Annotated in this window: 27 protein-coding genes; 20 read left to right on the top strand and 7 right to left on the bottom strand. The window is 73.4% G+C overall.

Features of this window, described 5'->3' with window-relative positions; genetic code table 11:
• Positions 1-60: 60 nt before the first annotated feature.
• Positions 61-540, bottom strand: a complete 480-nt coding sequence (locus HW130_RS05180) for a DUF6194 family protein (RefSeq protein WP_177148383.1) — start codon at positions 538-540, stop codon at positions 61-63.
• Positions 541-599: 59 nt separating this feature from the next.
• Here HW130_RS05180 and HW130_RS05175 point away from each other — a divergent pair, with 59 nt between their 5' ends.
• The 4 genes from HW130_RS05175 to HW130_RS05160 all read left to right on the top strand — a co-directional run bounded on the left by HW130_RS05175 (position 600) and on the right by HW130_RS05160 (position 4,582).
• Positions 600-1,340 carry a MerR family transcriptional regulator gene (locus HW130_RS05175; RefSeq protein ID WP_177148382.1) on the top strand — a complete coding sequence of 247 codons (741 nt, stop codon included), beginning with the start codon at positions 600-602 and terminating at the stop codon, positions 1,338-1,340.
• Between the two features lie 571 nt (positions 1,341-1,911).
• On the top strand, positions 1,912-2,589 hold the full coding sequence (locus HW130_RS05170; protein WP_177148208.1) for a uracil-DNA glycosylase: 678 nt from the start codon (positions 1,912-1,914) through the stop codon (positions 2,587-2,589).
• On the top strand, positions 2,586-3,569 hold the full coding sequence (locus HW130_RS05165; RefSeq protein WP_309140329.1) for a BadF/BadG/BcrA/BcrD ATPase family protein: 984 nt from the start codon (positions 2,586-2,588) through the stop codon (positions 3,567-3,569). The genes HW130_RS05170 and HW130_RS05165 overlap by 4 nt, the downstream gene beginning before the upstream one ends.
• Before the next feature lie 95 nt (positions 3,570-3,664).
• Positions 3,665-4,582, top strand: coding sequence for a sirohydrochlorin chelatase (locus HW130_RS05160; RefSeq protein WP_177148207.1), 918 nt, complete (start codon positions 3,665-3,667; stop codon positions 4,580-4,582).
• Between the two features lie 100 nt (positions 4,583-4,682).
• Here HW130_RS05160 and HW130_RS05155 read toward each other — a convergent pair whose 3' ends face one another.
• On the bottom strand, positions 4,683-5,723 hold the full coding sequence (locus tag HW130_RS05155; RefSeq protein ID WP_177148206.1) for a lactonase family protein: 1,041 nt from the start codon (positions 5,721-5,723) through the stop codon (positions 4,683-4,685).
• A 132-nt stretch (positions 5,724-5,855) separates the two neighbouring features.
• On the bottom strand, positions 5,856-7,385 hold the full coding sequence (locus HW130_RS05150) for an FUSC family protein (RefSeq protein WP_177148205.1): 1,530 nt from the start codon (positions 7,383-7,385) through the stop codon (positions 5,856-5,858).
• Positions 7,386-7,623: 238 nt separating this feature from the next.
• On the opposite strand from HW130_RS05150, the gene HW130_RS05145 reads away from it, so the two are divergent.
• The gene (locus tag HW130_RS05145) at positions 7,624-8,106 is read left to right on the top strand and encodes an Lrp/AsnC family transcriptional regulator (RefSeq protein ID WP_177148204.1); all 483 of its coding nucleotides are present in this window, start codon (positions 7,624-7,626) and stop codon (positions 8,104-8,106) included.
• Between the two features lie 25 nt (positions 8,107-8,131).
• Complete coding sequence (locus HW130_RS05140) at positions 8,132-8,818, top strand: HAD family phosphatase (protein WP_256355879.1); 687 nt, start codon at positions 8,132-8,134, stop codon at positions 8,816-8,818.
• Between the two features lie 58 nt (positions 8,819-8,876).
• Here HW130_RS05140 and HW130_RS05135 read toward each other — a convergent pair whose 3' ends face one another.
• A complete protein-coding gene (locus HW130_RS05135) occupies positions 8,877-10,100 on the bottom strand; it encodes a PucR family transcriptional regulator (protein WP_177148202.1) in 1,224 nt (407 codons plus the stop codon).
• Positions 10,097-10,249: a hypothetical protein gene (locus tag HW130_RS05130; RefSeq protein WP_177148201.1), complete on the bottom strand. Its 153-nt coding sequence runs from the start codon at positions 10,247-10,249 to the stop codon at positions 10,097-10,099. The genes HW130_RS05135 and HW130_RS05130 overlap by 4 nt, the downstream gene beginning before the upstream one ends.
• A gap of 185 nt (positions 10,250-10,434) precedes the next feature.
• On the opposite strand from HW130_RS05130, the gene HW130_RS05125 reads away from it, so the two are divergent.
• The 13 genes from HW130_RS05125 to HW130_RS05065 all read left to right on the top strand — a co-directional run bounded on the left by HW130_RS05125 (position 10,435) and on the right by HW130_RS05065 (position 24,744).
• The gene (locus tag HW130_RS05125) at positions 10,435-11,418 is read left to right on the top strand and encodes a DUF3068 domain-containing protein (protein ID WP_177148200.1); all 984 of its coding nucleotides are present in this window, start codon (positions 10,435-10,437) and stop codon (positions 11,416-11,418) included.
• A gap of 167 nt (positions 11,419-11,585) precedes the next feature.
• Positions 11,586-12,791: a glycosyltransferase family 4 protein gene (locus HW130_RS05120; RefSeq protein ID WP_177148199.1), complete on the top strand. Its 1,206-nt coding sequence runs from the start codon at positions 11,586-11,588 to the stop codon at positions 12,789-12,791.
• Positions 12,788-13,507, top strand: a complete 720-nt coding sequence (locus HW130_RS05115) for a class I SAM-dependent methyltransferase (protein ID WP_177148198.1) — start codon at positions 12,788-12,790, stop codon at positions 13,505-13,507. The genes HW130_RS05120 and HW130_RS05115 overlap by 4 nt, the downstream gene beginning before the upstream one ends.
• Positions 13,504-17,682: an alpha-(1->3)-arabinofuranosyltransferase family protein gene (locus HW130_RS05110; protein WP_218183144.1), complete on the top strand. Its 4,179-nt coding sequence runs from the start codon at positions 13,504-13,506 to the stop codon at positions 17,680-17,682. Before HW130_RS05115 ends, HW130_RS05110 begins: the two co-directional genes overlap by 4 nt.
• A complete protein-coding gene (locus HW130_RS05105) occupies positions 17,682-18,992 on the top strand; it encodes a condensation protein (RefSeq protein ID WP_177148196.1) in 1,311 nt (436 codons plus the stop codon). Before HW130_RS05110 ends, HW130_RS05105 begins: the two co-directional genes overlap by 1 nt.
• Positions 18,989-19,708, top strand: a complete 720-nt coding sequence (locus HW130_RS05100) for a class I SAM-dependent methyltransferase (protein ID WP_177148195.1) — start codon at positions 18,989-18,991, stop codon at positions 19,706-19,708. Before HW130_RS05105 ends, HW130_RS05100 begins: the two co-directional genes overlap by 4 nt.
• A gap of 4 nt (positions 19,709-19,712) precedes the next feature.
• Positions 19,713-20,594, top strand: a complete 882-nt coding sequence (locus HW130_RS05095) for a hypothetical protein (RefSeq protein ID WP_177148194.1) — start codon at positions 19,713-19,715, stop codon at positions 20,592-20,594.
• Positions 20,595-20,672: 78 nt separating this feature from the next.
• Positions 20,673-20,882 (top strand): Trm112 family protein, encoded by a 210-nt coding sequence (locus HW130_RS05090; RefSeq protein ID WP_177148193.1) that lies wholly within the window; start codon positions 20,673-20,675, stop codon positions 20,880-20,882.
• A gap of 266 nt (positions 20,883-21,148) precedes the next feature.
• Entirely contained in the window at positions 21,149-21,643 is a 495-nt protein-coding gene (locus tag HW130_RS05085) for a DUF2617 family protein (RefSeq protein WP_177148192.1), read from the top strand.
• The gene (locus HW130_RS05080; protein ID WP_177148191.1) at positions 21,640-22,041 is read left to right on the top strand and encodes a DUF4247 domain-containing protein; all 402 of its coding nucleotides are present in this window, start codon (positions 21,640-21,642) and stop codon (positions 22,039-22,041) included. Before HW130_RS05085 ends, HW130_RS05080 begins: the two co-directional genes overlap by 4 nt.
• Positions 22,042-22,094: 53 nt before the next feature.
• Positions 22,095-22,532 (top strand): DUF350 domain-containing protein, encoded by a 438-nt coding sequence (locus HW130_RS05075; protein WP_177148190.1) that lies wholly within the window; start codon positions 22,095-22,097, stop codon positions 22,530-22,532.
• Between the two features lie 6 nt (positions 22,533-22,538).
• Positions 22,539-24,137, top strand: coding sequence for a polyamine aminopropyltransferase (locus HW130_RS05070; protein ID WP_256355875.1), 1,599 nt, complete (start codon positions 22,539-22,541; stop codon positions 24,135-24,137).
• 46 nt (positions 24,138-24,183) lie between these two features.
• Complete coding sequence (locus tag HW130_RS05065) at positions 24,184-24,744, top strand: hypothetical protein (protein WP_256355873.1); 561 nt, start codon at positions 24,184-24,186, stop codon at positions 24,742-24,744.
• 56 nt (positions 24,745-24,800) lie between these two features.
• On the opposite strand, the gene HW130_RS05060 is transcribed toward HW130_RS05065, so the two are convergent.
• Positions 24,801-25,022 carry a hypothetical protein gene (locus tag HW130_RS05060; protein WP_177148189.1) on the bottom strand — a complete coding sequence of 74 codons (222 nt, stop codon included), beginning with the start codon at positions 25,020-25,022 and terminating at the stop codon, positions 24,801-24,803.
• A 264-nt stretch (positions 25,023-25,286) separates the two neighbouring features.
• Between HW130_RS05060 and HW130_RS05055 the strand changes: the two genes are divergently transcribed.
• Complete coding sequence (locus tag HW130_RS05055) at positions 25,287-25,505, top strand: hypothetical protein (RefSeq protein ID WP_177148188.1); 219 nt, start codon at positions 25,287-25,289, stop codon at positions 25,503-25,505.
• Between the two features lie 8 nt (positions 25,506-25,513).
• Here HW130_RS05055 and HW130_RS05050 read toward each other — a convergent pair whose 3' ends face one another.
• Complete coding sequence (locus HW130_RS05050; RefSeq protein WP_177148187.1) at positions 25,514-25,936, bottom strand: YjbQ family protein; 423 nt, start codon at positions 25,934-25,936, stop codon at positions 25,514-25,516.
• Positions 25,937-25,983 lie beyond the last annotated feature (47 nt).

Genomic DNA, 25,983 nt, shown 5'->3' with positions numbered 1-25,983 from the left:
ACGGATCATGTGGTGCCGCGGGTACTGACTGCACCACAAGGTCGAAGATCCCCAGTGACGTCAGTCCGCGTCCAGCGGCTGTCCTGGTTCGTGTCGCCGCGCGAACCGGCCACGAGCGGCGTCGTGGGCGCTGCGCAGAAGCTGCGCGACTGTGGCCGTTGTCCTCTCACCGGGATTGACGACAGAGATCCAGCCGAGCGCGCCGTATACCGGGTGCGGCATCAAACTGTCGGCGGCTGCACAGTCTCGGCGGCGGATGATGCTGCGCGGCTCCTCCCCAGTGAGCTCCTGGAACGTCGCACGGTCGACGTGGACGTTCACGCGCCAGCGGCCCGGAGGGTCGAGGTCGGAAGCGGCGTCGTCGGGGTAGTTCCTGGTGACGATCGTCCCGTAGGGCTGGACGTTCTCAGGTATCCGGCCGTCGGGGGCGTAGTAGAAGAACGCGTCCCCCCACGCGAACTCAGGGAAGTCGCCTCCCGGTTCCGGGACGAGCACGAGCGCGCCGTCGAAGCCTCGCACGGTCGCGATGATCTGTTCCATACTCATGGTTCAAGCATTACCTTCAAGTGCTTATGTGGGGTTGGCTGGTGGGCGAGACCATGAGCGGTTCGCAACGAGTACTGCTCAGAACAGTCGATGTCGCCAGAGAGTCGGGGTACTCGGTGCAACAGGTTCGCGACCTGGAGCGGCTGGGAGTCATTCCCCCCGCCGCTCGATCGAGCAACGGTTACCGTTCATACACATCGGTTCACGTGCATGCTCTTCGCGCCTATCGCGGACTCGCCGGTGCTGTTGGGCCTGTCGCGGCCCGGCAGATGCTCGCGGAGCTGCGAACGGAGACGATCGCGACGGCGGCCTCGGCGATCAGCGCGGTGCACGTTCGGCTCGCGCGGGAACGAGACGAGGCTCTGCGCGCTCGACAAGCGTTGCGTGCGATCCAGGATGAAACGAATACGCCCGAGTTCGAGCAGGCCAGTGACGCGATGACGATCACGGAGCTGGCCGCGGCGCTCGATGTACGTCCCTCGACCCTGCGGTTCTGGGAGCAGGAAGGGCTTGTCATTCCCGAGCGGGTGACGTCACTGCGAGCACGTCGCTACGGTATTTCAGCGATCAGAGCGGCCCGAATCGTCGCGGCCCTCCGCGGCACCGGTTACGGCATCCCCGCAGTGCGCGACATCATGGGCTCCCTGCACCAGCTCGACGGGCCGGGAGAGACCCAACGCATCCTGCAGCAACGTCTTGACCAGATCGCCACGCGGACCGTGGCACTACTCCGAGCGGGCGCAGACCTGGCAGCCGTTGTCACGTCCGCTCAGGAACCGCCGATCGCCGGATAGGCCCGGACCACCTCGCCACGAGAACATCCGGACCGCGGTCAAGACCGCGTAGCGACTCCGGATCCGGATCAGCCGGGACGTCAACACCGAGCACGATGCAGGCGTTTACAACCTCCTGCTGCACATCCCCTTTTCGCCTCGGCCTGACAGACCCGCCGCATAGGATGCTGCCGCCAAGCCGAAGATCCCGGCAGCGAGGCCACGCCACCGGGATCGGGTCGCCAGTCGTGAAGGGACTGACATGACCAACACTCTCACAGCCGCCGTTGACGTCGCAGCACGAGCAGCGGAGTGCATCCGCTCAGCACAAGCAGCCGGACGCGGCTGCGACGCTCCACAAGGCGCGCACCGGGTGCACCTGACGGCAGTTGCCGGTCAAGTACATGGCCTGCGGCGCGTTCGCCTCAGCGCTCCTGCGCCGACAGCGCTCGGACCTGTGGGATCCGATCATGGAGGGCGTGCCGGGCACGCCACTGCCCGGCGAGATCCACTTGCCTCCCCTGCGGGTTGAGGGCCGCCTTGACCCGCGTTTGCGCATCGACACACAAGCGACACCTGAGGACAGGCACCCGTGGCACCACGACCGTTGAACGAAATCATCGAGCCCGGCTGGGCCGACGCTCTCGCCCCCGTGGCCGAACGCATCGCCGCCATGGGGGACTTCCTCCGCGCGGAGATCGCCGCGGGGCGTACGTATCTGCCCGCCGGACAGCATGTGCTGCGCGCCTTCCAGCAGCCGTTCGACGATGTCCGGGTGCTGGTCGTCGGCCAGGATCCGTACCCCACGCCGGGCCATGCCGTCGGTCTCAGCTTCTCGGTGGCGCCGGACGTGTCGCCGTGGCCGCCGAGCCTCGACAACATCTTCCGGGAGATGCACGCCGACCTCGGCCATCCCCGACCCTCGAACGGGGATCTCACGCCCTGGACGCGACAGGGCGTGCTGCTGCTCAACAGGGCGCTGACCACCGCACCGCGCAAACCCGCCGCGCACCGCGGCAAGGGCTGGGAAGAGGTCACGGAGCAGGCGATCCGTGCGCTCGCGGCGCGCGGCAAGCCGCTGGTGTCGGTGCTGTGGGGCCGGGACGCGCGCAATCTGCGCCCGCTGCTGGGCGATCTGCCGGCGATCGAGTCGTCGCACCCCTCGCCCATGTCCGCGGACCGCGGTTTCTTCGGCTCCCGCCCGTTCAGCCGGGTCAACGAGCTGCTGATCCGGCAGGGCGGGCAGCCCGTCGACTGGCGGCTGCCGTGATCCGCGTGCTCGGCGTCGACTCGGGCGGCTCGGGCCTGCGGGTCGCACTCGCCGAGGCGGGCGCGCTGGAGAAGGCCGCGATCTCGGTGTCGGCCGAACCGGTGCGCACGGGCTCGGACGGGATCGACGCCGGGCACATGCTGGAACAGCTCGTGCCGATGGCGCGGGCCCTCCTGGAGCGGGCGGGGGGCGGCGGGCCGACGGCCGTGGTGATCGGCGCGGCCGGGATGGCCACGCTGGGCGGCCGGCTGCGCGCCGAACTGCCCGCCGCGCTGGCCGCGTCGCTCGGCGTACGGCGGCTGGGGCTGGCCGCCGACGCGGTGACCGCGTACGCGGGTGCGCTGGGTCAGCGGCCCGGCGCCGTGGTCGCGGCGGGCACCGGCATGATCGCGGTCGGCACGGACCTCGCGTCCTGGCGCCGGGCCGACGGCTGGGGCCATCTGCTGGGCGACTGCGGCGGCGGCGCCTGGATCGGCCGGGCGGGCCTCGAGGCGGCGCTGCGCGCGCACGACGGACGCAGGGGCGGTTCGCGGGCACTGCTGGCGCGGATGGAGGCCGCTTTCGGCCCGGCGGCGGAGCTGCCGGGGCTGCTGTACCCCCGCGCCGACCGGCCCGCGATGCTGGCCTCCTTCGCCCCCGAGGTCGCCGCCTGCGCGGACCACGACCCGGTGGCGGCGGGCGTCCTCGCGCGCGCGGCCGAGCACATCGCCGAGGCCGCCGCGGCCGTGTGCCCGGCGGGGCCCGACACGCCGGGCGGGTGCGAGGTCGCGGTGACCGGCGGGGCGGCGAAGCTCGGCGACCCGCTGCTCGTGCCCCTGCGGGCCGAGCTCGCGCACCAGGTCCCCCAGGCCCGCGTCGTCCCCCCGGCCGGGGATCCGCTGTCCGGCGCGCTGCTTCTCGCGGAGGCCGTCGCGACCGGCGGGCTGCTGCTGCCGCCGCATCCGGCCATGCTGAACGTCGTGACGGACGGGGCCGCGTGATCCGTACACCGCCCGGCGGATAAACACGGACAGAAGACGCACGACTGCACCCTCCCCGAACAGCCGCGCGCACAAAGCCAGTAGCATGCGGCGCCATGAGCTCCCCCACTGGGCCTGCACCCGGCCTGCCTGTACGAATGCCACGCCCCCGACAGACCGGGCGACACCGCCGCCCGGAGCCCGTGGCCGCTCCCGAGGGCGCGCCCGCGCTCGTTCTCGCCGTGCCCGGCACCCCCGCGCCCACGACGCGCAGCCTGGCCGAAGAGGTCATAAGCATCGCCCGCTCCGAGCTGCCCGGGCTCGAAGTCGCCATCGGTTACCTGGAGGGCGACGACGAGGAGTACCCGACGCTGGCGACGGTCCTCGCCCGTACGGCGGCCGTCCGCACCGAGCGGTACGAGATCGCCAGGGCCGCCGGCCGCGAGGTCGCCCCGCCCGAGGGCCCTGCCGCCGTCGTCGTCCCGCTGCTGGCGGGCCCGGACAACGCGCTGATGCGCCGGATCCGCGAGGCCCTCATGGACAGCCGCGTCACGGTGGAGCTGACCGACGTCCTCGGTCCGCACCCGCTGCTCGCCGAGGCCGTGCACGTCCGGCTCTCCGAGGCCGGTATGGCGCGTGCCGACCGCGCGCGGCTGTTCACGGTGGCGACGGCGGCCGACGGCATCATCCTCGCCACGGTGGGCGGCGAGGAGGCCGTGCAGGCCGCCGGTATCACCGGCATGCTCCTGGCGGCCCGGCTGGCCGTGCCGGTGATGGCCGCGGCGCTCGACGAGCCGGGTTCGGTGGCCGCGGTCGCGGAGCAGCTGCGCGGTTCGGGCTCCGTCCAGCTGGCGCTGGCGCCGTACCTGGTGGGTCCGGAGCTGCCGGAGGGGCTGCTCGACGCCGCCGTGAAGGATGCCGGCTGCGCCGCCTCCGAGGCCCTCGGCGCGTACCCGGCCATCGGCAAGCTGGTGCTGTCGCAGTACGCGACCGCCCTGGGCATCGCCCAGCCGCAGGGGACTCAGCTGCGCTGACGGTCCCTCAGGGTCGGTGCCGAAGGGCCCGTGCCGGTCGGCGTCTCGACCGGCACGGGCCCTTCGTGTGGGTGCGGCCGACCGCCGTGCGCCGGGCGGGTCAGGTGAAGACCACGCAGGAAGCGGCCGGGACCGGCAGGGAGCCCGCGGGGTGCGGGATGCCCGTCGCCTCGTCGACGTGGAACCAGGTGACGTCCCCGGAACGCTCGTTCGCCGCGTAGAGCCTGCGGCCCGAGGGATCGAGTGCGAGGTCGCGGGGCCAGTGGCCGCCGCACGGGACCGTGGTCACGAGCTCCGCCTTCTCGGAGGTCTCGTCCAGGTCCAGCACCGCGATGCTGTCGTGGCCCCGGATCGCGGCCCACACGCGGCTGCCGTCGGGCGCGACGACGACTGCCGAGGGATACGCCGGTCCCGCCGCGCCGTCCGGCAGGACGCGGTTCGCGGCGACCGGCTCCAGGATCCCGCTGCGGTCGTCCCAGCGGCACACGGTGAGCGTCGGCTCCAGTTCGCCCAGCACGTAGGCATGTCGGCCGCCGGGGTGGAAGGCGAGGTGGCGCGGTCCGGTACCCGGCGGCAGCGCGGTCGTCCGGTGGCCCGCCGCCGGACCGCCGGTGACGGGATCGAGGGCGTGGACGCGCACCGCATCGGAGCCGAGGTCGACGGCGAGGATCCAGCGCCCGGACGGGTCGGGCCGGACCTGGTGGGCGTGCGGCCGCGTCTGCCGGTCGGGGTCGGGGCCGCGGCCCTCGTACCGGACGACCGACGCGACCGGGCCCGGTGATCCGTCCGGGCCGAGCGGCAGCACACTGACGCTGCCGGAGCCGTAGTGGGCGGTCAGCAGCCGGCCCCGGGCGAGCGCGAGGTGCGTCGGGCTGTGGCCGCCGACGGGTACCGGTTCGCCGAGCGGGCGCAGCGCGCCGCCCGTGATGTCGAAGGCGGCGACCGCGCCGTCGGCCGTCTCCGAGACGGCGTACAGGACCGAGTCCGTCGCGGCGAGGCAGGAGGGGTCGGCGACCGCACGGGTGGCGGCGGTGGCCGTCAGGGCGCCGGTGGCGGGGTCCACCGAGGCGGCGACGATCCCCGGTCCGCCCACCGAGGTGAACGATCCGATGAAGGCCCGTCCCACGCCTGTGTCACCCACAGCAGTCCCCTCTCCGCCCCGTGGAGCGCCCGTGGACCGCCCACGGGCCGCACACGGGTGCGCGGCCCCGACGGTAGCAGTAGGTCTAGACCAAAGGGGATCGCTCGGGGCGGCATTCGCGCGGCAGGCCGCTCACGCCGGTACCAGCGGGGCGCGCGGGGAGGTGCGCACCGGATGGGCGAGGTCCGCGAGCGCGCGTTCGAGGCCGTGGAGGTGACCGAGCGCCGCCTCGGCCCCCGGGTGGTGCGGCGGTACGTGCTCGACCTCGGTCGCGACCGAGGAACGGGCGGGCCGCACCGGCACCAGCGCGTGGACGGCCGCCTCGACGCGGCCGCAGGCCGCGGCGAGCCGGGCGTCGTGGGACGCCTGCGGATCGGCGGCGACGGCGGCCAGGCCGCGCACCTCGCGGGCGCAGACGTCGAGCAGCTCGATGACCCGGCGCGCGCGTGCCTTTCGCGCACGCAGCGGGCTGAGCGGGTGGACCAGCGGGGCGAGCGAGAGGCGTACGCGGCCGAGCAGCAGCTCCAGCTCCGCGGCGAGCGGCGCGGGATCCGCCGTCTCGTCGCCGGCGAGGCGCCGCGCGGCCGTGGTGGTGCAGTCGTGCACGCACCGGACCGCGCGCCGGATCCAGGCGTCGGTCGCGGTGTGGGTGGTGACGGGCAGGACCAGCGCGACGGCGAGCGCCGCGCCCAGCGCGCCGACCGCGGTCTCCTCCAGGCGCAGGAGCAGCAGGCCCGGGTGGAGCACGCCGAGCAGCCCGTAGAGCAGACCGGCCATGACGGTCACGAAGAACATCATCCAGCTGTACGACGGGGCCGCGGTGTAGAAGATGCCGAAGACGCACACGGCGACCAGCACGGCGGTGGGCCCGGGCGCGCCCGCCACCGGGACGGCGACCAGCAGGCCCGCGAGGATGCCGGTGACGGTGCCGACGACCCGGCGGAAGCCGCGTATCAGCGTCTCGCCGCGGGACGCGGTGTTGACGAAGATCCACCAGGCGGTGCCGACGGCCCAGTACCAGCGGTCGCCCGACACGAGCTGTCCGGCCGCGAGCGCGAGGGCGCACGCGGCGGTGGCCTGGAAGGCCTGGCGGGTGGTGGGCCGGGCGAGGCCGCGGCCGGGCAGCGGCGCGGGCAGCGAGGGCGGGGGCGTCCGGCGCTCGATGCACCAGGCCCCGAAGCGGACGGCGGACGCGGCGGCGAGGGCCAGGGCGACGGCTCCGTACAGTTCGGGCAGCTGCGCGGGGACGGCGTGCAGGAACTGGGTGACGAAGAACATCATGAACGCGAAGATCCCCAGCGCGTGCCCGCGCGGACCCCATCGGCGGGCGTAGACACCGCAGAAGACCACCGTGAGCCAGGCGGCGGCGCGCGCGGGCGGCTGTCCGTGCAGGACCGTGGCCAGCGCCAGGACGGGGAAGCCGGCCGCCGGCAGCAGCGCCGTCGTCACGGCCTGGCGGCGCACCGTCGGGTCGGCGACGGTGAAGAGGGCGAGCATCGCGGCGAGGCCGCCGGTGATCGAGGCGACGAGTGAGAGGCCGGCGAGCTCCGTGGCGGCGACGGCGAGGCCGACGCCGAGGACGGCGCGCGTCGAGACGCGCAGCCGCAGGCGTCCCGGGTCGGGCGCGGTGAACGCCCTCTTGATGTGCTGCAGGCCGGTCATGCTCCTCACGACGGTCGTCCCGCCCCCCTTGCTGATCGACGCGCCGATGGGCGGCGGTCTCGGACACGGCAAAGGCGCCGCGGGTCCGGTCCGGCTCCGTCGCCGGTCCGGCGCTGCGCAGCGCCCTGTCGGTGCAAGGAAAACATCCGCAGGTCAATGGCTCAACCGGGTGGATTCCCACTGGGCCATTGGTACAGTTGCAGACAGTGCACAGGGACCATGGAAGGACCAACGGACCATGGCGGTGGACGAGCTCGACACCCGCATCCTGCGCCTGCTGATCGAACAGCCGCGCACGAGCGTGCGCCAGTACGCGCGCATTCTCCAGATCGCCCGCGGCACGCTGCAGGCCAGGATCGACCGGCTGGAGCGCGAGGGGGTGGTCACCGGCACGGGGCCGTACCTCTCTCCTGCCGCGCTCGGTCATCCGGTGCTGGCCTTCGTCCACATCGAGGTGACCCAGGGGCACCTGGACGAGGTCGGCGAGGCGCTGGCGGCCGTGCCGGAGATCGTCGAGGCGTTCTCCATCACGGGCGGCGGGGATCTGCTGACCCGGGTCGTGGCGCGGGACAACGGTCATCTGGAGGACGTGATCCAGCGGCTGATCAACCTGCCCGGCGTGGTCCGTACGCGGACGGAGATGGCCCTGCGCGAGCGGGTGCCGTACCGGCTGCTGCCGCTGGTCGAATCGGTGGGGAAGGCAGCCGGTTCATCCCGCTGATGGGCCCCTTGGCATGCTGGACGCCATGAGCACTGCGCGTACTGCCTCGGTCATCTTCGATCTCGACGGCACTCTGGTGGACAGCGAGCCGAACTACTACGAGGCGGGGCGCAGGGTGCTCGCCTCGCACGGCGTGACCGGATTCGACTGGGCGGAGCACACCTCGTTCATCGGCATCGGCACACGCGAGACGCTGGAGATCCTGCGGGCCCGGTACACCATCGACGCGCCGCTCGACGAGCTGCTGGCGGAGAAGAACCGGATCTATGTGGAGCTGGCGCGGGCGTCGACGGACGTCTTCCCCGAGATGCGGAAGTTCGTGGAGCGTCTGGCGGCGGACGGGGTGCCGATGGCTGTCGCGTCGGGGTCGTCGCGGGCCGCGATCGAGGCCGTCCTCGCGGGGACCGGCCTCGACGCGTACATCCCGCTGACCGTCTCCGCGGAGGAGGTCGGACGCGGCAAGCCGGAGCCGGACGTCTTCCTGGAGGCGGCCCGCCGACTGGGCGCGGACGCCGCGGACTGCGTCGTCCTGGAGGACGCGCCGCCCGGCGCGGCGGCCGCTCGGGCGGCGGGCATGCGCTGCATCGCCGTGCCCTACGTGCCGGGCACGGCGTCCGACCCGGCGTTCCTGGCGGCGGACCTGCTGTTCGCGGGCGGCCAGCGGGAGTTCACGTCGGAGACGGCGTACGCCTGGACGACGACCCCGCGCTGACGCACGGCGGGCCGAGGCAGCCGGCGCAGCGCGCAGGACGGCGGCGGCGACGCCGGTGTCAGCGGCCCGGCGCGCATTCCGTGGCGTCCTTCAGTTCGCCCCGCAGGCGCTGGGCACGCAGTACCAGCAGCATTTCGAAGCGGCGGTCCGGGTCGTCGATCACGTCGCCCCACAGCTCGCGGATCTGTCGCAGCCGGTAGCGGGCCGTCTGGGGGTGGACGCCGAGGCGGGTCGCGACCTCGGGAGCGCCGCCCGAGGTCTCGATCCAGGCGAGCAGCGTCGCGGCGAGGCGGCGCGCCTGCACCGGGCTCGTACCCTCCAGCGGTGCGAGACATCGCCGCGCCGCCGCGTCGATCAGCTCCCGGGACGGCAACAGCACCAGTTCCTCCGTACGTTCGGTGCAGTGCAGCACCTCGCCCCGCGGCAGCAGGTCGCTCTCCACCAGCCGCACCGCCGTCTCCGCCCAGCGCAGCGAGGTCGCGGCGGCGGCGAGCGGCACCGAGGGACCGATCGCGCCGGACCAGCCGCCCGTGGCGCGCCGCACCATGTCCCAGCGGCCCGCGGTGTCCGGTTCGGGGATGACGATGCGGGGCTGCTCGCTCTCCATGTCGAGGAGGATGCCCTGGCCGACGGCCGGCGCCACGGCCTCCCTGGCCGGCCGGATGAGCACGCCCACGGCGATCGTCCCGGGCAGCTCCCAGCCGATGCGGGCGGCCCGTTCGCGGAGCGCTGCGGCCGGGTCGCCGCGGTGTTCGACCAGTAACCGGTCGATCAACTGACGTTGAAGGCGCAGGCGTTCGCCGGCGCGGCGGGCCGCCGCCTCGGCGTAGCCGCGCACCGACTGCTCCACGAGCCCGTCCAGGTACTCGAAGCCTGATTCGGCGAGTTCGTACATGGCGGGCGCGGCGATGTCGACCTGCTGGCCGATCTCGGCGAACCTCCGCCAGGCGAGCCGGACTCCGAGCCGGTAGATCGCCTGGAGGGAGTCGAGACTGCGGCCGTTCAGGCCCTCGCCCCGCCCGAACTCCTGGAACACCTCCGGCGGCACCCGGGGGTCCTGGGCACCGGACGCCAGGTGCTGCACGAAGCGTTCGATCGCGCGCCGGATGCCGACGAGTGCCATCGGCTCGCCGGACTCGTCCCCCACGAGCCGCAGGTGCGGGAAGTCGTGGCGGATCTCACGGAGGATCGCCTGGGCCAGTTCGCCGGCCTCGCCGAGGGCGATGGCGGCGAACCGCTCCACCTTGGGCCTCGGCACCTCGCTCCATGCCGGTCGGGTCATCGGCCCGGCGGGGCGGTGTCGTAGCTGATCAACGGGACGTTCGGCTGCTCGGGAGTGGCGTTGAGCACGGCGACGATCCCGAAGGCCGTGCCCACGGCGAGTACGGCGGCGACCACCGCGGTCGCTGCGGCGGCGAACAGTCTGCGCATAGTCGGGTCAGCTCCTCGTTGGAGACGATCCCCACCCCGTAAGGCCGGCCCCCACCGGCTGGACGCACAGTGTTGACGGGACATTGACAATCCGTCAAGTACCCCCCTACTGTCATGGCCCGCGAGGGCTGACCGGCCCGGGCCCGTGCATCTCCGTGCGAGTTTCTCGATTCAGGAGTGCCCGGATGCGCCGTACCGCTTCACCGATGTCCCTTGTCCTGCTGGGAGCCGGAGTCTTCCTGCTGGTCCTGGCCCCTCTCCTGGTCGCGTACGTCCAGCCGCAGGCCAAGCGCACCCCGATCGACGTCGACACCACCACGGTGTTCACCGGTAGGGGGAGCTACTTCGACACCTCGAAGCTCAGGACCGTGCACGGGAGGACGATCACGATCACCCGCCAGGTCCGCGGCGACGTGTCCGACAGCGTCAGGAGCGGCAACGCCGTGTGGGACGTGTCGACCTCCGTCGACACCGATCGCACGCTGCCCGCGTCCGACACCCGCGACTCCCTCCAGTGGACGCTGGAGCGCTGGGTGACCGACCGCTCCACCAACGAACCGGTGCACTGCTGCCAGGAGACCCCCGCCTTCGACGGCGAGGCGTACCTGAAGTTCCCCTTCGACGTCGAGGAGCGCTCCTACCGCTGGTGGGACGGCACGCTCGGCGCGGTGGTGCAGCTCCGCTACGCCGGCCGCAGGACGGTGCAGGGGTACGAGGGACTACGGTTCACCGGCAGCGTCGCTCCCACGAGGACGGGGGTGCGCCAGGTGCCGGGCCGGCTCGTCGGCAGGCCGCGGACGCCGCAGGTGCTGGCCGAGGAGTGGTACGCCAACAGCGGCATCGAGCTGGTCGCGGACCGGCGCACCGGCCGTATCGTGTACGCCGCCATCGGACCGAGGAAGACCCTGCGCGCGCCCGGTTCGGACAAGGACGCGGTCGTGCTCCTGGCGAGCGAGAAGATCGCCTTCACCCCGCGTACGCAACGGCAGCAGGTGGAGCTGGCCGCGGCGGACAGCGGGAAGCTCGCGCTGCTCGGTACGACCGCGCCGGCCGGGGCTGCGGTCCTGGGCGCGGTGCTCGCCCTCCTGGGCGGTGCGCTGGTCGCACGGGGCCGCCGACCGGAACGTGCACATCCGGATACTCACCTGACGACGAATCAGGCGGCCTGACAGCCGAACAAGTTGTCAAACCGGTGAGTAGCCGTGTGTCGAACACGTGCCGAACACTGGCTTTCCCCACCAGAGCACGGCCCCACCCGGTCACCTTTCCCCCACCTTGCGACCTTTGTGCCGCGCCCCCCTCAACCTCCCACACAGCGACACGAGTTGGAGCACGCATGCCCCAGCACGTACCTCCTCCCCCACTGCTCGACGCCGGACGGCACCCGCACCGGCACCCGCTCGGCCGCTCCCTGGCCGCACCGCACGATCCCGGGCCGCCCCGCCGCATCGTCTTCCTCGCCCACCGCGACCTGGACAACCCCGCCGCCGGCGGCTCCGAGCTGCTGATCGACCGGCTCGCCGGCGGTCTCACGGAGCGCGGCCACGACGTCACCCTGCTGTGCGGCGGCCCCGCCGGACACAAGCGGCCCTACCGCGTCGTGTCGGCGGGCAGCGCGCTGGGGCACTACGCCGGCGCCCGTTCGGCCTTCGCCCGGCAGATCGGCGCGTGCGATCTGCTCGTCGAGGTCTGCAACGGGATGCCGTACCTGACCCCGCTGTGGCACCGCGGTCCCACCCTGTGCCTGGTCAACCATGTGCACACCGAGCTGTGGGACATGCGCTTCCCCGCGCCCGTCGCCCGGGCCGGGCGGCTGTTGGAGCACTGGGCCCTGGCACGGGCGCACCGGGGCAACCTCCTGGTCGCCGTCTCCCCGTCCACGGCGGACGCCCTGCGGGCGATCGGCGTGGAGCCGCAGCAGATCCGCGTGGTGCACAACGGCGTCCACGAGCCCGAGGTGCGCACGCCTCGCTCCACGACGCCGCTCTTCCTGGCTCTGGGCCGGCTGGTCGACTACAAGCGCATCGACCTCCTGCTGCGGCTGTGGGAACGGGTCCGTCCGGTGACCGGCGGCAGGCTCGTCATCGTCGGCGACGGCCCCGAACGGCAGCGGCTCGAACGCCTCGCGGGCCCGTCCGTCGAGTTCACCGGCCATGTCACGGAGGAGGAGAAGCACCGGCTGCTGTGCGCCTCCTGGCTCCTGCTGCACCCCGCGGCCGTCGAGGGCTGGGGGCTCGTGGTGACCGAGGCAGGGGCGCGCGGCACGCCGGCTCTCGGCTTCGACGTGCCGGGGCTGCGGGACTCGGTCGAGAACGGCGTCACCGGCGTGCTCGTCGGCGGCGAGTCGTCGTTCGCGGCCGCGTGGTGCACCCTGGCGCTCGACGACGACCGGCGTGAGGGCATGGGCAAGGCCGCGGCCGAGCACGCCGCCGCCTTCCACTGGAGCAGCACCGTACGGCGGTTCGCGACGGTGGCGGCCGAGGCCGTGGAGCGCGCCGGCGCCCAGGGCGGCGGCGCCGGGACGACGGGCGCACGCAGGTGAGGGATCCGTCGTTCCGCCGCTCCCTCACCCTCTTCCGGGCCTTCCTGCGCGAGCAGGACGATCCCCGCACCGCCTACCGCCTGCTGGCGCGGGACGCGGCCGACCAGGTGGAGCGCCACATGGGGCTGAGCGGCCGCGTCGTCGTCGACGTCGGCGGCGGACGCGGGCACTTCACGCGGGAGTTCCGCAGGCGCGGCGCCCACAGCTACCTGTTCGAACCGGACCCGGCGGAGCTCGCCGCCGAGCCGGGTGCCGGCACGGTCGTGGCGGACGGCTATCTGCTGCCGCTCGCCGACGGCGTGGCCGACGTGTGCTTCTCGTCCAACGTGCTGGAGCACGTGTCCGACCCGCGCACCTTCCTCAGCGAGATGGTGCGGGTCACCCGTCCCGGCGGGCTGATCTACGTCTCGTTCACCAACTGGCTGTCCCCCTGGGGCGGTCACGAGTGGGCGCCCTGGCACTACTTCGGAGCCGAGCGTGCCCGGGCCCGCTACGAGCGGCGGACGGGCCGGCCGGCCAAGCACCGCCTCGGGGAGAACCTGTTCGCCGTCGGCGTGGGCGCGACCCTGCGGCACGTCAGGGGCCGCGGCGACGTGGAGATCGTCTCCGCGCGGTCGCGGTACTGGCCCGTCGTCCCCCAGCTCGTCCCGCTCGTGCCGGGGCTGCGCGAGTTCGCCACCTGGAACCTCCTCCTCATCCTCCGGCGGTGTCCATGACCAGCGCTGTGCACGCCCGCCCGCCCGCCTCCCCCGCGGCCGGCCCCCCGCCGCCCGGTCCGCCGCCCCCGCCGCGGCGCTCGCGCCGCTGGCTGCTCGGCTTCTGGGCCGCGGTCCTCGTCGCGTTCCTCGCCGTCTCGCCGGGGCGGATGACGTTCGAGACGAAGCTCGGCGTCGTGGCCGACCCCTGGAAATTCCTCCGCGACCTGGGCCAGTTGTGGCACGACCGGGCCGGGTTCGGCGGCATCGCGGACCAGTACGCCGGCTACCTGATCCCGATGCTCCCGTTCCACGCGGCCGCCGACCTCGTGCGGCTGCCCGTGTGGCTCGCCGAACGGCTGTGGCTCTCGCTGGTGGTCACCACGGCCTTCTGGGGTGCGCTGCGCCTGGCCGAGCGCCTGGGCACCGGCTCCGCAGCGACCCGGCTGCTCGGTGCCGCGGTGTACGCCCTGTGGCCGACGTACACCATCGTCGTCGGCTCGACCTCGGCCGCCGCCCTCCCCGGCGCGCTGCTCCCGTGGGTGCTGCTCCCTCTGACCGACCCCCGCACGAGCCCCCGGACCGCCGCTGCCCGCTCCGCGCTGATCATCCCCCTCATGGGCGGTGTGAACGCCGCGTCCACCCTCGCCTCGCTGCTGCCCGTGGGCCTGTACCTGCTGTGCCGGCCGGCCGGGCCACGCAAGCGCGCGCTGATCGCCTGGTGGACCCCGTGCGTGGTCCTCGCGACCGCCTGGTGGATCGTGCCGCTGCTGCTGCTCGGCACGTACGGCGAGAACTTCATGCCGTACGTGGAGACGTCACAGACCACCACCGCGACGATGTCGGCGACCGAGGTGCTGCGCGGCGCGGGCAACTGGGTCGGCTACCTGAACTTCGGGGAGGCCTGGCTGCCGGCCGGCTGGACCGTCGCCACCTCGGCCCTGGTGATCGCCGGATCGGCGCTCGCGGCCGCGCTCGGACTCGCCGGTCTCGCGCGGCGCGATCTCCCCGAGCGGCGCTGGCTGGTGCTGACGGTGCTGACGGTCGCCCTCGTGACCCTCGCCGGGTACGGCGGCGCGCTGGGCGGCCCGTTCCACGAGACGGTGCAGGGCTGGCTGAACGGGCCGCTGGTGCCGTTCCGGAACATCTACAAGTTCCAGACCGGCCTGGCGCTGGCGCTCGCCCTCGGACTGATGCACCTCACGGCCGTCGTGCCGGGCACCGTGCCCGCCCGCGCCCGGCGCCTCGCGCCCGTGGCGGCGGCCGCCCTCGTGCTGCCCGGCCTGTGCTGGCCCTACGTCAACGGCTCGATCCTGCAGCCCGGTTCGTTCCGGCAGCTGCCCGCGTACTGGGAGACGACCGCCGACTGGCTGGCCGAGAACTCGCCCGAGGACCGGGCGCTCGTCGTGCCGGCGACCGCGCACGGCCTCTACACCTGGGGCTCGCCCATCGACCAGCCGCTGGACGTCCTCGCCCGCTCGCCCTGGGCGCAGCGCGACTACGTGCCCTTCGGCACACCCGGCAACCGGCGGGCCATGGACGCGGTGGAGCAGGCGCTGACGTCGGGCGGCCAAGTACCGGGCCTGAGCGAGTTCCTGGGCCGCGCGGGTCTCCACCACGTCGTCGTGCGCAACGACCTCGACCCGGACCAGATCGGCCACGTCCCCACCACGACGGTGAAGCGCACGCTGGAGGCGTCCGGGTACAAGCGGGTCATCGGGTTCGGTCCGGTGCTCACCGGCGGACGCATCGCGGACGACACCCCCGTGCAGGTCGAGGGCCTGTTCCCGCGCCAGCGCGCGGTGGAGGTCTACGAGCCGCCCGCCGGGACCGCCCGCCCCGGCAGGGCAAGGATGACGCCGGTGGCGTCGACGGCTGTGGTCAGCGGCGGGCCGGAGACCCTGCTGCCGCTGTCCGCCGACGGCGCCCTCACCGGGCGGCCCGCCGTCCTCGCGGGAGACGCCCGTCCCGGGGTGGACCGCCCTTCCCTGTACGCGGCGGGCGACGGGATGCGCCGTGCCGACACCCGGTTCGGGCTGGTCAATTCGCACACGTCGCACACGTACACGCGCCAGGAGCGCAACCCGGAGAACGCGGCGCAGGACCCGGGCGCGCAGCCGCGGCAGATCCTGCCCCTGACGGCGGAGCGGCACCGGACGACGGCCGTGCTGCGGGGGGCCGCCTCCGTCAGCGCGTCCTCCGTGGGGAACTGGCTGTTCCATCTGCCCCAGTACGACCCGGTGAACGCCTTCGACGGCAATCCCGACACGGGCTGGGCGGAGGGATCGCCGGGCTCGCCGGAGGGCGAGTGGCTGCGCATCGCGTTCACCGGCCCCGCACGGATACCGGCGACGCTGTCCATGACCCCGCTGCCCAGTGGCAACGTACGCGCGGCCCCCACGTCGGTGCGGGTGGAGACCGACCGGGGCAGCAGGGTGTCCCCGCTGCGGCCGGACGGAACCGCCCAGCAGGTGGCCGCCCCCGAGGGCGACGCGCGGTGGCTGAAGGTGACGATCCTGGACTCCCAGCAGGGCCGCCCCGGCCTGACCGGCGCGGGATTCACGGAGATCTCGGTTCCCGGTGTGCAGGTGACCCGGATGCTGGAGCTGCCCGCCGACGCTCCGCGCGACGGCGCGGGCTCCGTCGTCTACTCGCTGCGGCGCGGCAGCGATCCGGGCGGACTGTCCGCGGTGCCCGCCGAGGTCGGGCTGCACCGGCAGTTCGACGCCGCCCGCCCCGGCGACCACACGGTGCGGGCGACGGCGCTGCCCGTGCCGGGCGACGCGCTCGACGAGCTGCTGTTCGGCCTCACCGGACAGCGCGACAAGATCCTCGTGAGCGCGGACTCCACGGCGCGCCTCGGCACGAACCTGAGCCCCCGCAACCTCACCGACGGTGACCTGACCACGGCCTGGGTCGCCGGTGAACGCCCCGTCCTGCACCTGTCCTGGCCGAAGAAGACAGCGGTCGGCGAGATCGTCTTCGCGGCGGCCGGGGGGCTCGCCACCCGGCCCGAGCAGGTGCAGATCAGCTCGCCCGACGGGACGGCGGTGGCGGCGGTGGACGAGAACGGCATGGCCCGGTTCTCCCCCGTCACCACCGACCGCATGGACATCACGATCTCCCGGGTGGCCCCGCTGACGCTCCACAACCCGGTCGCCGACGACCGGTTGCAGCTCCCGGTCGGGCTGAGCGAGGTGCACATCCCCGCCCTGGAGAAGTTCCGCGCGCCGCAGCCGGACCCGGACAAGACGTTCAGGCTGCCGTGCGGCAAGGGACCGATCGTGTCGGTCGACGGACAGTTCCTCGAGACACGCGCCGAGGGGCGGGTACGGGATCTGACCGAGCGCCGACCGGTCGCCGTCTCGCTCTGCACCAAGGGCGGGCGTCTGCCGCTCGACCGCGGCACGCACACGGTCGAGGCCGGGGACACCGGCCCGCTGGCCGTCACCGGGATCACGCTCGCCACCGGGCCGTCGCGGGCCGCGGCCGGCACGCCCCGACGGGTGGAGACCGTCTCGGGCGGCGGCGACCGCCGCACCGTGCGGGTGGGCGCGGGAGAGGCCTCGTACCTCCAGATCCACGAGAACCACAACGCGGGCTGGAAGGCCACGCTGAACGGCAGGGAGCTGACGCCGCTGCGGATCGACGGATGGCAGCAGGCATGGCTCGTCCCGGCCGGTCAGGGCGGCACGGTGACGCTCCTGTACGAGCCCTCGCGCATGTACGACGCCGGGATGATCGGCGCCGGGGCGCTGCTGGTGCTGCTGGCCGCACTCGCCCTCGTCCGCCGCCGCTCCCCCGCCGCGCCGGCGCTGCCGGAGCAGGCGGCGCCGCCCGGCCCCGGGCTGCTGCTCGGCACCGTCGCGCTGACGCTGGTGGGTGCGGTGGTCGCCGGTCCGGTCGCCGCAGTGGTGCCCGTGCTCGCGGTCGTGGCGTGGCTGCGCCCGTCGGTCCTCGGTCCGCTCGCGTTCGCGGCCATGGCCGGTGCCGGTGCCGCCGCCGTCGCCGGCAGCGGGGAGGCGGCCGCGCTGGGCCGGGGGGCGTACGGCCCGGTGGCCCAACTCCTCGCCCTGACCGCGCTGTTCGCCGCGCTGGTGACAGTGGGTCGGGAACACCGGAGCGGGGCCCACCGGGCCACCGGGCCGGCGGAAGGCGGCGGGCACGCGCCCCACCACGACCGAGGGAGGGTCTGATGGCCACCGTTCAGGAGTCGTCAGCCGCCGGAGCAGCCGCCCGGGGACCGCTGGCCCGCGTGCCGTTCCCGGTCGTCGACGAGGTGGCACGGCACTGCATGGATTCCTCCGAGCCCAACACCGTGCACATCGAGATCCACCTGCCGGGCCGCCTCTCACCGGACCGGCTGCGCGAGGCGTTCGCCCACGCGCTGCGCCGGCACCCTCGGGCACTGATGCGGGAGCGGACACACGGCCCGTTCGCGCGGCGCTACGAGTGGGAGCTGACGGACGGGCCCGACACCGAGGTCGTCTCCGTCCCACAGCCCGTGCCCGGCGCCCTCACGCTCGCACGCGCACGCGCGCTCACCGCGGCGCCGCCGCTGTCGGCGTCCCCTCCGCTGCGCCTGGAGGTCGTGGAGGAGCCGGGAACGCCGGGCTGCGTGCTCCTGTTCACGGTGCACCACACCGCGCTCGACGGCCCGTCGTGCCTGCGGATCGCGGCGACGGCGGCGGAGCTCCTCAGCGGCCGCCCGGCCCCTGTCGTGCCGTCCCCGGTCCGGCCCCTGGCCGCACCGGAGCGGAGGGCGGCCCGTACGCCCGTACTGGCCAGACCCGCCCGCGTCGCCGCGGGCAGACCGGGGCCGGTGCCCGGCAACGCGATGCTCGTCGCCGAACTGCCCGTGCCGCGGCGGGAGCCGGGCGCTTCGTACACGGTCAACGACCAGCTGATGGCCGCCACGGCCCTGACCGTCGCCGACTGGAACCGCGAGCACGGCGCGCCCGAGCGCCCGCTGCGCATCACGATGCCCGTCGACGACCGCAGCCGCGGTCCCGAGATGCCGATCGGCAACGGCACCCGCCTGGTCGAGGTCGGCTTCACGGCAGCGGCAGTGGCGGCCGGCGCCGACATCGGCGTCCTCCTGCGGCTCACCGCGGAGCGCACCCGCGCCCTCAAGGCGCGGCCCCGTCCCCCACTGGGGCGCGGCGCGTCCCTGTTGACCGCGCCGGTGCTGCCCGTCGGCGCCAGGGCCGCGACGACCCGGGGCCTGACGCGGCTGGCCTCGCCGTGGACGTCCACGACGCTGCTCAGCAACATCGGCCGAATCCCCTATCCCCTGGACTTCGGCGAGGCCGGCCGGGCCGGTGCCGTCTGGTTCTCGGCGCCCGCCAGGATGCCGCGGGGTCTGACCGTCACCACGGCGTCCACGGGCGGCCGGCTGCACCTGGTACTGCGCTGGTCCCGGGCACTGCTGGGCGACGACGACGGGCTGCGGCTGCTCGAGGTGTTCGCCCGCCGTCTGGCGGCGACGGATGCGGAGGCCCTGTGAGCGGCACCGCTCCCTCGGGCCTGCGTGCCTTCTACGAGAACCCCGCCGTTCCGGTGGCGTCGGGCGACGCACGCAGCAGGCGCCAGGCGCGGCTGCTGGCCCGGGCGCTCGACGTACCCGGCGCGCTCGTCGTCGACGTCGGCTGCGGGGACGGCAGTGCGGCCGCCACCGCGGCGCCGGTCCTCGCGGGACACCGGATCGTCGGTGTCGACTGGTCGCAGGACGCCCTGCGCCGGGCCCGGCCTCGGCTCGCGCACGCGGTACGCGGCGAACTGGGCGACGGCGGACTGCCGTTCGCCGACGGCTGCGCGGACGCCGTGCTGTTCAGCGAGGTCGTCGAGCATCTCGTCGACCCCGACTCGGCGCTGGACGAGCTGCGGCGGATCCTGCGGCCCGGCGGTCATCTGATGCTGTCCACGCCGAACCTGGCCGCCTGGTACAACCGCGCGCTGCTGCTCGCCGGATGGCAGCCCGTCTTCTCGGAGGTGAGCCTGCGCGGCATTCACGGGAGGCCGGGGCGCGAAGTGGTCGGCCATCTGCGGCTGTACACCGCCCGTGCGCTGCGCTCCTTCCTCACCGCGTCCGGTTTCGAGGTCGTGCGGATCGCGGGCGCGCCGTTCCACGGGGTACCGCGCGCCCTGCGGCTGCTGGACCGGGCCGCCTGCGCCGTGCCCTCGGCGTCGTCCATCCTGCTGGCCCACGCCCGGCGGAGGTAGCGGCATGTGGTGGGGTGTGGGCGCGGCACTGCTGGCCAACGTGCTGTACAGCGTGGGCTTCGTGCTCGAGAAACGGGCGCTCGGCGACCTGCCCGCCCTGTCGGCCCGGCGGCCCGCGCGCGTCGTCGCGGTGCTGGTGGCAAGTCCCCTGTGGATCGCCGGGGCCCTGGCTCTCGCCGCCGGGTTCGTCGCCCAGCTGATCGTTTACCGTGCCCTGCCGATCGCGGCCGCGCAGGGGATCTTCGTCTCCGGTCTCGTCCTGCTCCTGCTGCTGTCGTCCGCCGTGCTCGGCGAACAGCCCTCCGGTCGCGAGCGCTACGCGCTCGGCGCCGTGCTCGTCGCCCTGCTGATGGTCGTCGCCTCGGTCCGCGAGGGCGAGGAGGTCGTGAGCACCGGCGCTCCGTGGACACTGGTGCTCCTCGTGTGCGTGCCGTCGCTCGCGGGCGGGGTGTGGCTGTACGGTCGCGTGGAGGCGCGGGCGAGAAGGCGGCACCGGGTGCCGACGAACGGCATCGGGTACGGGGTGGCCGTCGGGCTGCTGTACGGGGTCAGTTCGCTGGCGATCAAGGGCGCGTCCGGCCGGCTGACGGGCGCGGGCGTTTGTGAGGCGGCGCGGTCTCTGTTCGCCTCCCCCTATCCGTATCTGCTGCTGTTCACGGCCGTCGCCGGACTCGTCATGTCGCAGGCCGCGCTGCAGCGGTGCAGGGCCTCCCTGATCGTGCCCGTCTGCACGACGGTCACCTGTCTGTTCACGGCGGTGCTCGGGACGCTGACCTTCGGGGAACGTCTGCCGGACGACCCGCTGCTGCTGACCCTGCGGGTGGCCGGCACCGCGCTGGCGCTGTCCGTGCTGCTGGCCATGCCGCGCCACGACCCGCAGACCTGACCCCGTCCGCCGTACCGCCTGTGTCGCCCGTACCGCCCCTGCCGCCTGTGCCGCCCACGAGAACGAGGAGCCCGTCCCATGAACCCCGACGACCCGCTGCTGCGGATCCTGGCCTGCCCGCTGGACAAGGGGCCGCTGACGCTGCCGGCCGGTGAGAGCGTGCTGTACAACCCGCGCCTCCAGCTGAGTTACCCGATCGTGGACGGCATTCCGCAGCTGCTGCCCTCCTCCGGGAGCAAGGTCTGCGCGGACGACCATGAGCGCTTCGTGCGGGCGGCCGCCGGCTGACCGCCCCGGCGGCGGCGCGGCCCCCGGGCCCGCCGCCCGCCGAACCGGGATCGCGGGGGCCACCCCCGCGCTGCGACGCGGAACGCCTGTGCCATACTCAGCGCGCTCATTGCCCGTGCCACGTCGTAGGGATCACCGTTGAAGCCCCAGTCCGCCGTCCTCGCCACCGGATCCGTCTCCGGTACCGGTCGCCGGGAGCGGACGCCCGCGCCAGGAGGGCGCCCCGCCGGGGCTGCCGTGTCCGACCCCCGGGCGGGCAGCGGTACGTGAGCGGCATAGCACTGACGACCCCGTATCTGGACACCGACGCGGACCAGCTCTCCTTCTCGCTGGTCCTGCCCGCGCTCGACGCGCTCGCGGTACGCGATCTGACGATCGGCGGGCTCGACGTCCAGCTCAGACTCCTGGGCGCCTCCCATCAGGTCTTCGCCGGGCCGGTCCGGGAGACCGTCGCCTGCCTCCCCGGCGTCGCGGGTGGCCTGCCCGGGACGACGGTGCGGGAGTTCGACGACTGGACCTACCGCTTCGACGCGCGCGTCCGGCACTTCGCCTCGGCCGGCTTCAGCAACCGGGTGGCATGGATCCGCAGCCGGTCGGACGGGAACCCCGAGGCGCTGTACGGGATCTTCCCGGGCTCCCCCGAAGCCGTCACCGCGCTGACCGTCGACCGGCACGCCACCGGCCTGAGCTGGCGCACTTGGCACACCTATCCGCAGAGCCGCCAGATCGTGGCGACGCACACCCGGCTGGAGGCCCGATGAAGACCGCCCGACTCATCAGCGTGACGATGCTCGCCACGGTCGCGCTCACCGCCTGTGCCGGTGAGTCCGACGACGTCAACGACGTGCCGAGGTCGTGGATCCACCAGGAGTACGACGGCGTCGGACCGACGTACACCGACAGCCTCGACACGCCGGCCGCGGTCGGGGACGAGATCCACGGGCACATCGCGGCCGAGGACCGCCTCGAGGACGACGGCCACGTGTTCCTCCGCTACCGCGACGACATCGTCGCGATCACCCCCCACCAGAGCGGCAGCATGATCGAGATCGACGACTACCGCGACGGCCACCGCCGCTGGAAGTCCCGTATCGGCAACGTGTGGCCGGACCCGGACAGCGAGGCGTTCCGCGGCGGCGGCCCCGGCTCCGGCAAGTAACCGCACCGTCCACCCACCCGAACTCACCGACGACGTCCCCGAAAGGCACCCCCGTGGCAGAGATCCTCGAGTCGGCAGGCACCGCCCTGCTCTACGGCCTGGTCGGCTTCATCGTGATGGCGGTCGGCTTCATCGCACTCGACCTCGTGACCCCCGGCAAGCTCCTCCACGTGGTGTGGACCGAGCGCAACCGCGGTGCCGCGGTCCTGCTCGCGGGCCAGACGATAGCCATCGGCCTCGTCATCGACCAGTCCATCAGAGCGAGCGAGTCCGAACTGGGCCTGGGCCTCGGCCTGTTCAGCACCCTGCTGTACGGCCTCGCGGGCGTCGCCGTGATGACGTTCATCTCCTGCGTCGTGGGTCTGCTGACCCCGGGCCGCCTCGGTCACGCCGTGCTCGACGACAACGGGGACCGCCCCCACCCCGCGGCCTGGGTCCAGGCCGCGATGTACATCGGCACGGCCTTCATGGTCGGCGCCGCCGTCTCGTAACCACGCATGGGCACCACCACGCTCGACCGCACCACCACGGTCCCCGCCCGCCCGCCCGCGACCCGCTCGCGGGGGGCACGCTTCCTGCTGCTGTTCTCGGTGTTCCTCTGCGCGGCCTGCGGCCTCGTCTACGAACTGGCGCTCACCGCGCTGGGCAGCTACCTCATCGGCAACTCCGTGATGCAGACCTCCGTGGTCATCTCCGTCATGGTGTTCGCCATGGGCATCGGATCGCTGGCGGCCAAACCGCTCCAGCGGCGGGCGGTCGGCGCGTTCGCCCTCGTCGAGGGCATGCTCGCGCTCGCCGGCGGGCTGTCGGTGCTCGTCCTTTACGTGTCGTTCGCCTGGCTGCGCATCTACATGCCGTCGATGGTGGTGGTGTCCTTCGTCGTCGGTCTCCTCATCGGGGCCGAGATACCGCTGCTGATGACGCTGCTTCAGCGGATCAGGCGTCAGGAGGCAGGCAGCGCGGTCGCCGACATGTTCGCCGTGGACTACATCGGCGCGCTGGTCGGCGGTCTGTGCTTCCCGCTGCTGCTCCTGCCGGCCTTCGGCCAGCTCAAGGGGGCCCTGGTGGTGGGCGCCGTCAACGCGGTGGCCGGCGTCCTCGTCGTCCTGTGGATCTTCCGCCGCGAGACCCGCCGGGTCGTGCGCATCGCGCTGCTCGGCGGCATGGCCGCCGTCCTGGCCGTACTCGGCACGGTGTATGCGCTGGCGGACGACATCGAGGTCACCGCGCGGCAGCAGCTCTACCGCGACCCGATCATCCACGCCGAGACCACGCCGTACCAGGACATCGTGGTCACCCGGTCCACGGCGTTCACCGGGGAGCCGGACACCCGGCTGTTCCTCAACGGCGACCTCCAGTTCTCGTCCGTCGACGAGTACCGCTACCACGAGGCCCTCGTCCACCCCGCCCTGTCCGCGAAACGGTCTTCCGTGCTGATCCTGGGCGGCGGCGACGCCCTGGCCCTGCGGGAGGTCCTGCGCTACGACGACGTCGAGACGGTCACGCTGGTCGACCTCGATCCGGCCATGACGCGGCTCGCCCGCACCTTCGCACCGCTGCGCGAGCTCAACGGCCGGGCGCTAGACGACCCGAGGGTCACGGCCGTCAACGCCGACGCCTTCAACTGGCTGCGCGACGCGGACCGGCGCTACGACACGGTCGTCATCGACTTCCCCGACCCGGACAACGCGGCGCTCGCCAAGCTCTACTCCGTCGAGTTCTACCACCTGCTCCGCCACGTCCTGAAGCAGGACAGCCAGGTCATGGTGCAGGCCGGCTCCCCCTTCTTCGCACCCAAGTCGTACTGGTCCATCGCCGCGACGATCAGCGAGGCCGGCTACCGCACCACCGAGTACCAGGTGGACGTCCCCAGCTTCGGCAACTGGGGCTTCGTCCTGGCGACTCCCGGCACGGACGGGCCGCCGCCGCTCCTGCGCCTGGCCGAGGACGCCCCGCCGCTGCGCTTCCTGGACGACGCCGTCCTCGAGGCCGCCACCGTCTTCCCCGTGGACCGCCGCCCGCAGAACGTGAGGGCCAGCACCCTGATGGACCCCGTGATCCTGGAGTACACCAGCAACGAGTGGCAGAACTACTGATCCGGTCCACGGCGTCGCCCGCCCGCACCGTTCCACGGACGGCGGTGTGACCCGGCAGGCCATCAGCCCTGACCTGTCCGGCGGCCCGGGGCCCGACCCGATCTGCACCGACTACGGGACGATCACCTCGATCGCCCCGGCGGGTGACGGCCGAACCGTCTGCGCCGGCACCGACGACGGCCGGGTCCGGGTCACCAGGAACCTGGGCGCCACCTGGACGAAGCCGGCGGAGGGGCTGCCCTGGGTGACCCGCGTCGTCGTCGATCCCGCCGACCCCGACCGGGTCTGCACCACGCACTCCGCCTACCGCGCGGGCGCGGGACTCGCCCATGTCCACGGCAGCACGGACGGCGGCAGGCACGGGAAGGACCTGTCCGGGACCTGCCGGACGCACCCGTCAACGATCTGGTCGTCGGGGCGCGGCAAGGTGCTGTACATCGGCACCGACCAGGGTGTTCTCGCATCCCCGTCGGGCGGGCGGCAGTGGGTCCGCCTGGGCCGGGGCATGCCCGCGGTCCCGGTGGACGACATCGAGTACGACGCCGGCCTCCACCGCATGGTCGCGGCCACGTTCGGCCGGGGCTTCTACGAGCTCACCACCGGCTGACCGCTGTACGTCCCCGGGGCCCGGCCGCCGAGCGGCCGTGCCCCGGGGACGGGTGGTCAGAGCTTGTGCATGCCCTTGTAGGGGCTGACGATGCGGGTCTGGCAGGCACCGAAGTCGACGAGAAAGGCACCAGCGGCCTCCTGACCGACGATCTTTCCGAGGCCGTGCCGGTCGTGGGAGACGCGGTCTCCGAGGGCGAAGTCCTTGATCACGGGATCGGTTGGAGCTGCGAAGGGGCTGGTGGGCAGGTGGCGCCGCGGCGCGGATCGATTTGTCATCGTGGACTAAGTATGCCCCGCCGAGCGGGTCGCGAGCCCTGTCCGGCCGGCCTCGGTTCCCCGGCGGCCGCCGGCCCGACTTTCGGATCTTGCCTGGCTGCGTGCCCTGACACGCGCCCCGACCGCCTTCGGCGCCGGAGATGCCCCACTTCCGTAGCCCTTCGGGCACGCAAAGCGCCCTCACGCAGCGTTGCCGCCAGTCGCCAGGGCTCCGCCACGGCAACGCCCCCCAACAGCAAGTCCCTCCCCCTGCGTCCTGCGGGCGTGGAGGGGAGCTCTGATGTCGCCGGTCCGGGGAGGAACCGCTGCCTCTGGGACCGGGTCGTGCTGTCCGTGGGCGAGGGCAGCGGTCTTCCTCGCGGCCGCCCGCGAGACGGGGCATCGGCGGAACAGAAACAGGACCGGCGACGGGCCGACGACCTGCTCGCGCTCGTCGGCGACCTGGTCGAGGACTACGCCGACCGGCCGAGCGACGACCGATGACGCCCGGGTCAGCCGAGGAAGCTCAGCCGCACCTGGCGGCTGGGATTGTCCTTGTTGGTGTCGACCAGGCAGACCGACTGCCAGGTGCCCAGCTCCAGGCGTCCCCCGAGCACCGGCAGCGTCGCGTGCGGCGGGACGAAGGCGGGCAGGACGTGGTCCCTGCCGTGGCCGGGGCTGCCGTGGCGGTGCTGCCAGCGGTCGTCGGCGGGCAGGATCGTGTGCAGCGCGGCCAGCAGGTCGTCGTCGCTGCCCGCGCCGGTCTCGATGACGGCGACTCCGGCGGTGGCGTGCGGGACGAACACGTTGAGCAGGCCGTCCCTGCCGTCCGCGTGCTGGGCGAGGAACTGCTCGCAGGTGTGCGTCAGATCGGTGACCGTCTCGCCGGATCCGGTGGTGAGGGTCAGGGTCGTGGTGGTGAAGTGTCCGGGCATGGCTCCATCCTCCCGCCCGCCACCTGCCGGGCGCGCGTCGCACGGCC

This window comes from Streptomyces sp. PKU-EA00015 (assembly GCF_013387495.1).
In the GTDB taxonomy this organism is placed as follows: domain Bacteria; phylum Actinomycetota; class Actinomycetes; order Streptomycetales; family Streptomycetaceae; genus Streptomyces.
This window is presented reverse-complemented; position numbering and strand designations above follow the sequence as displayed.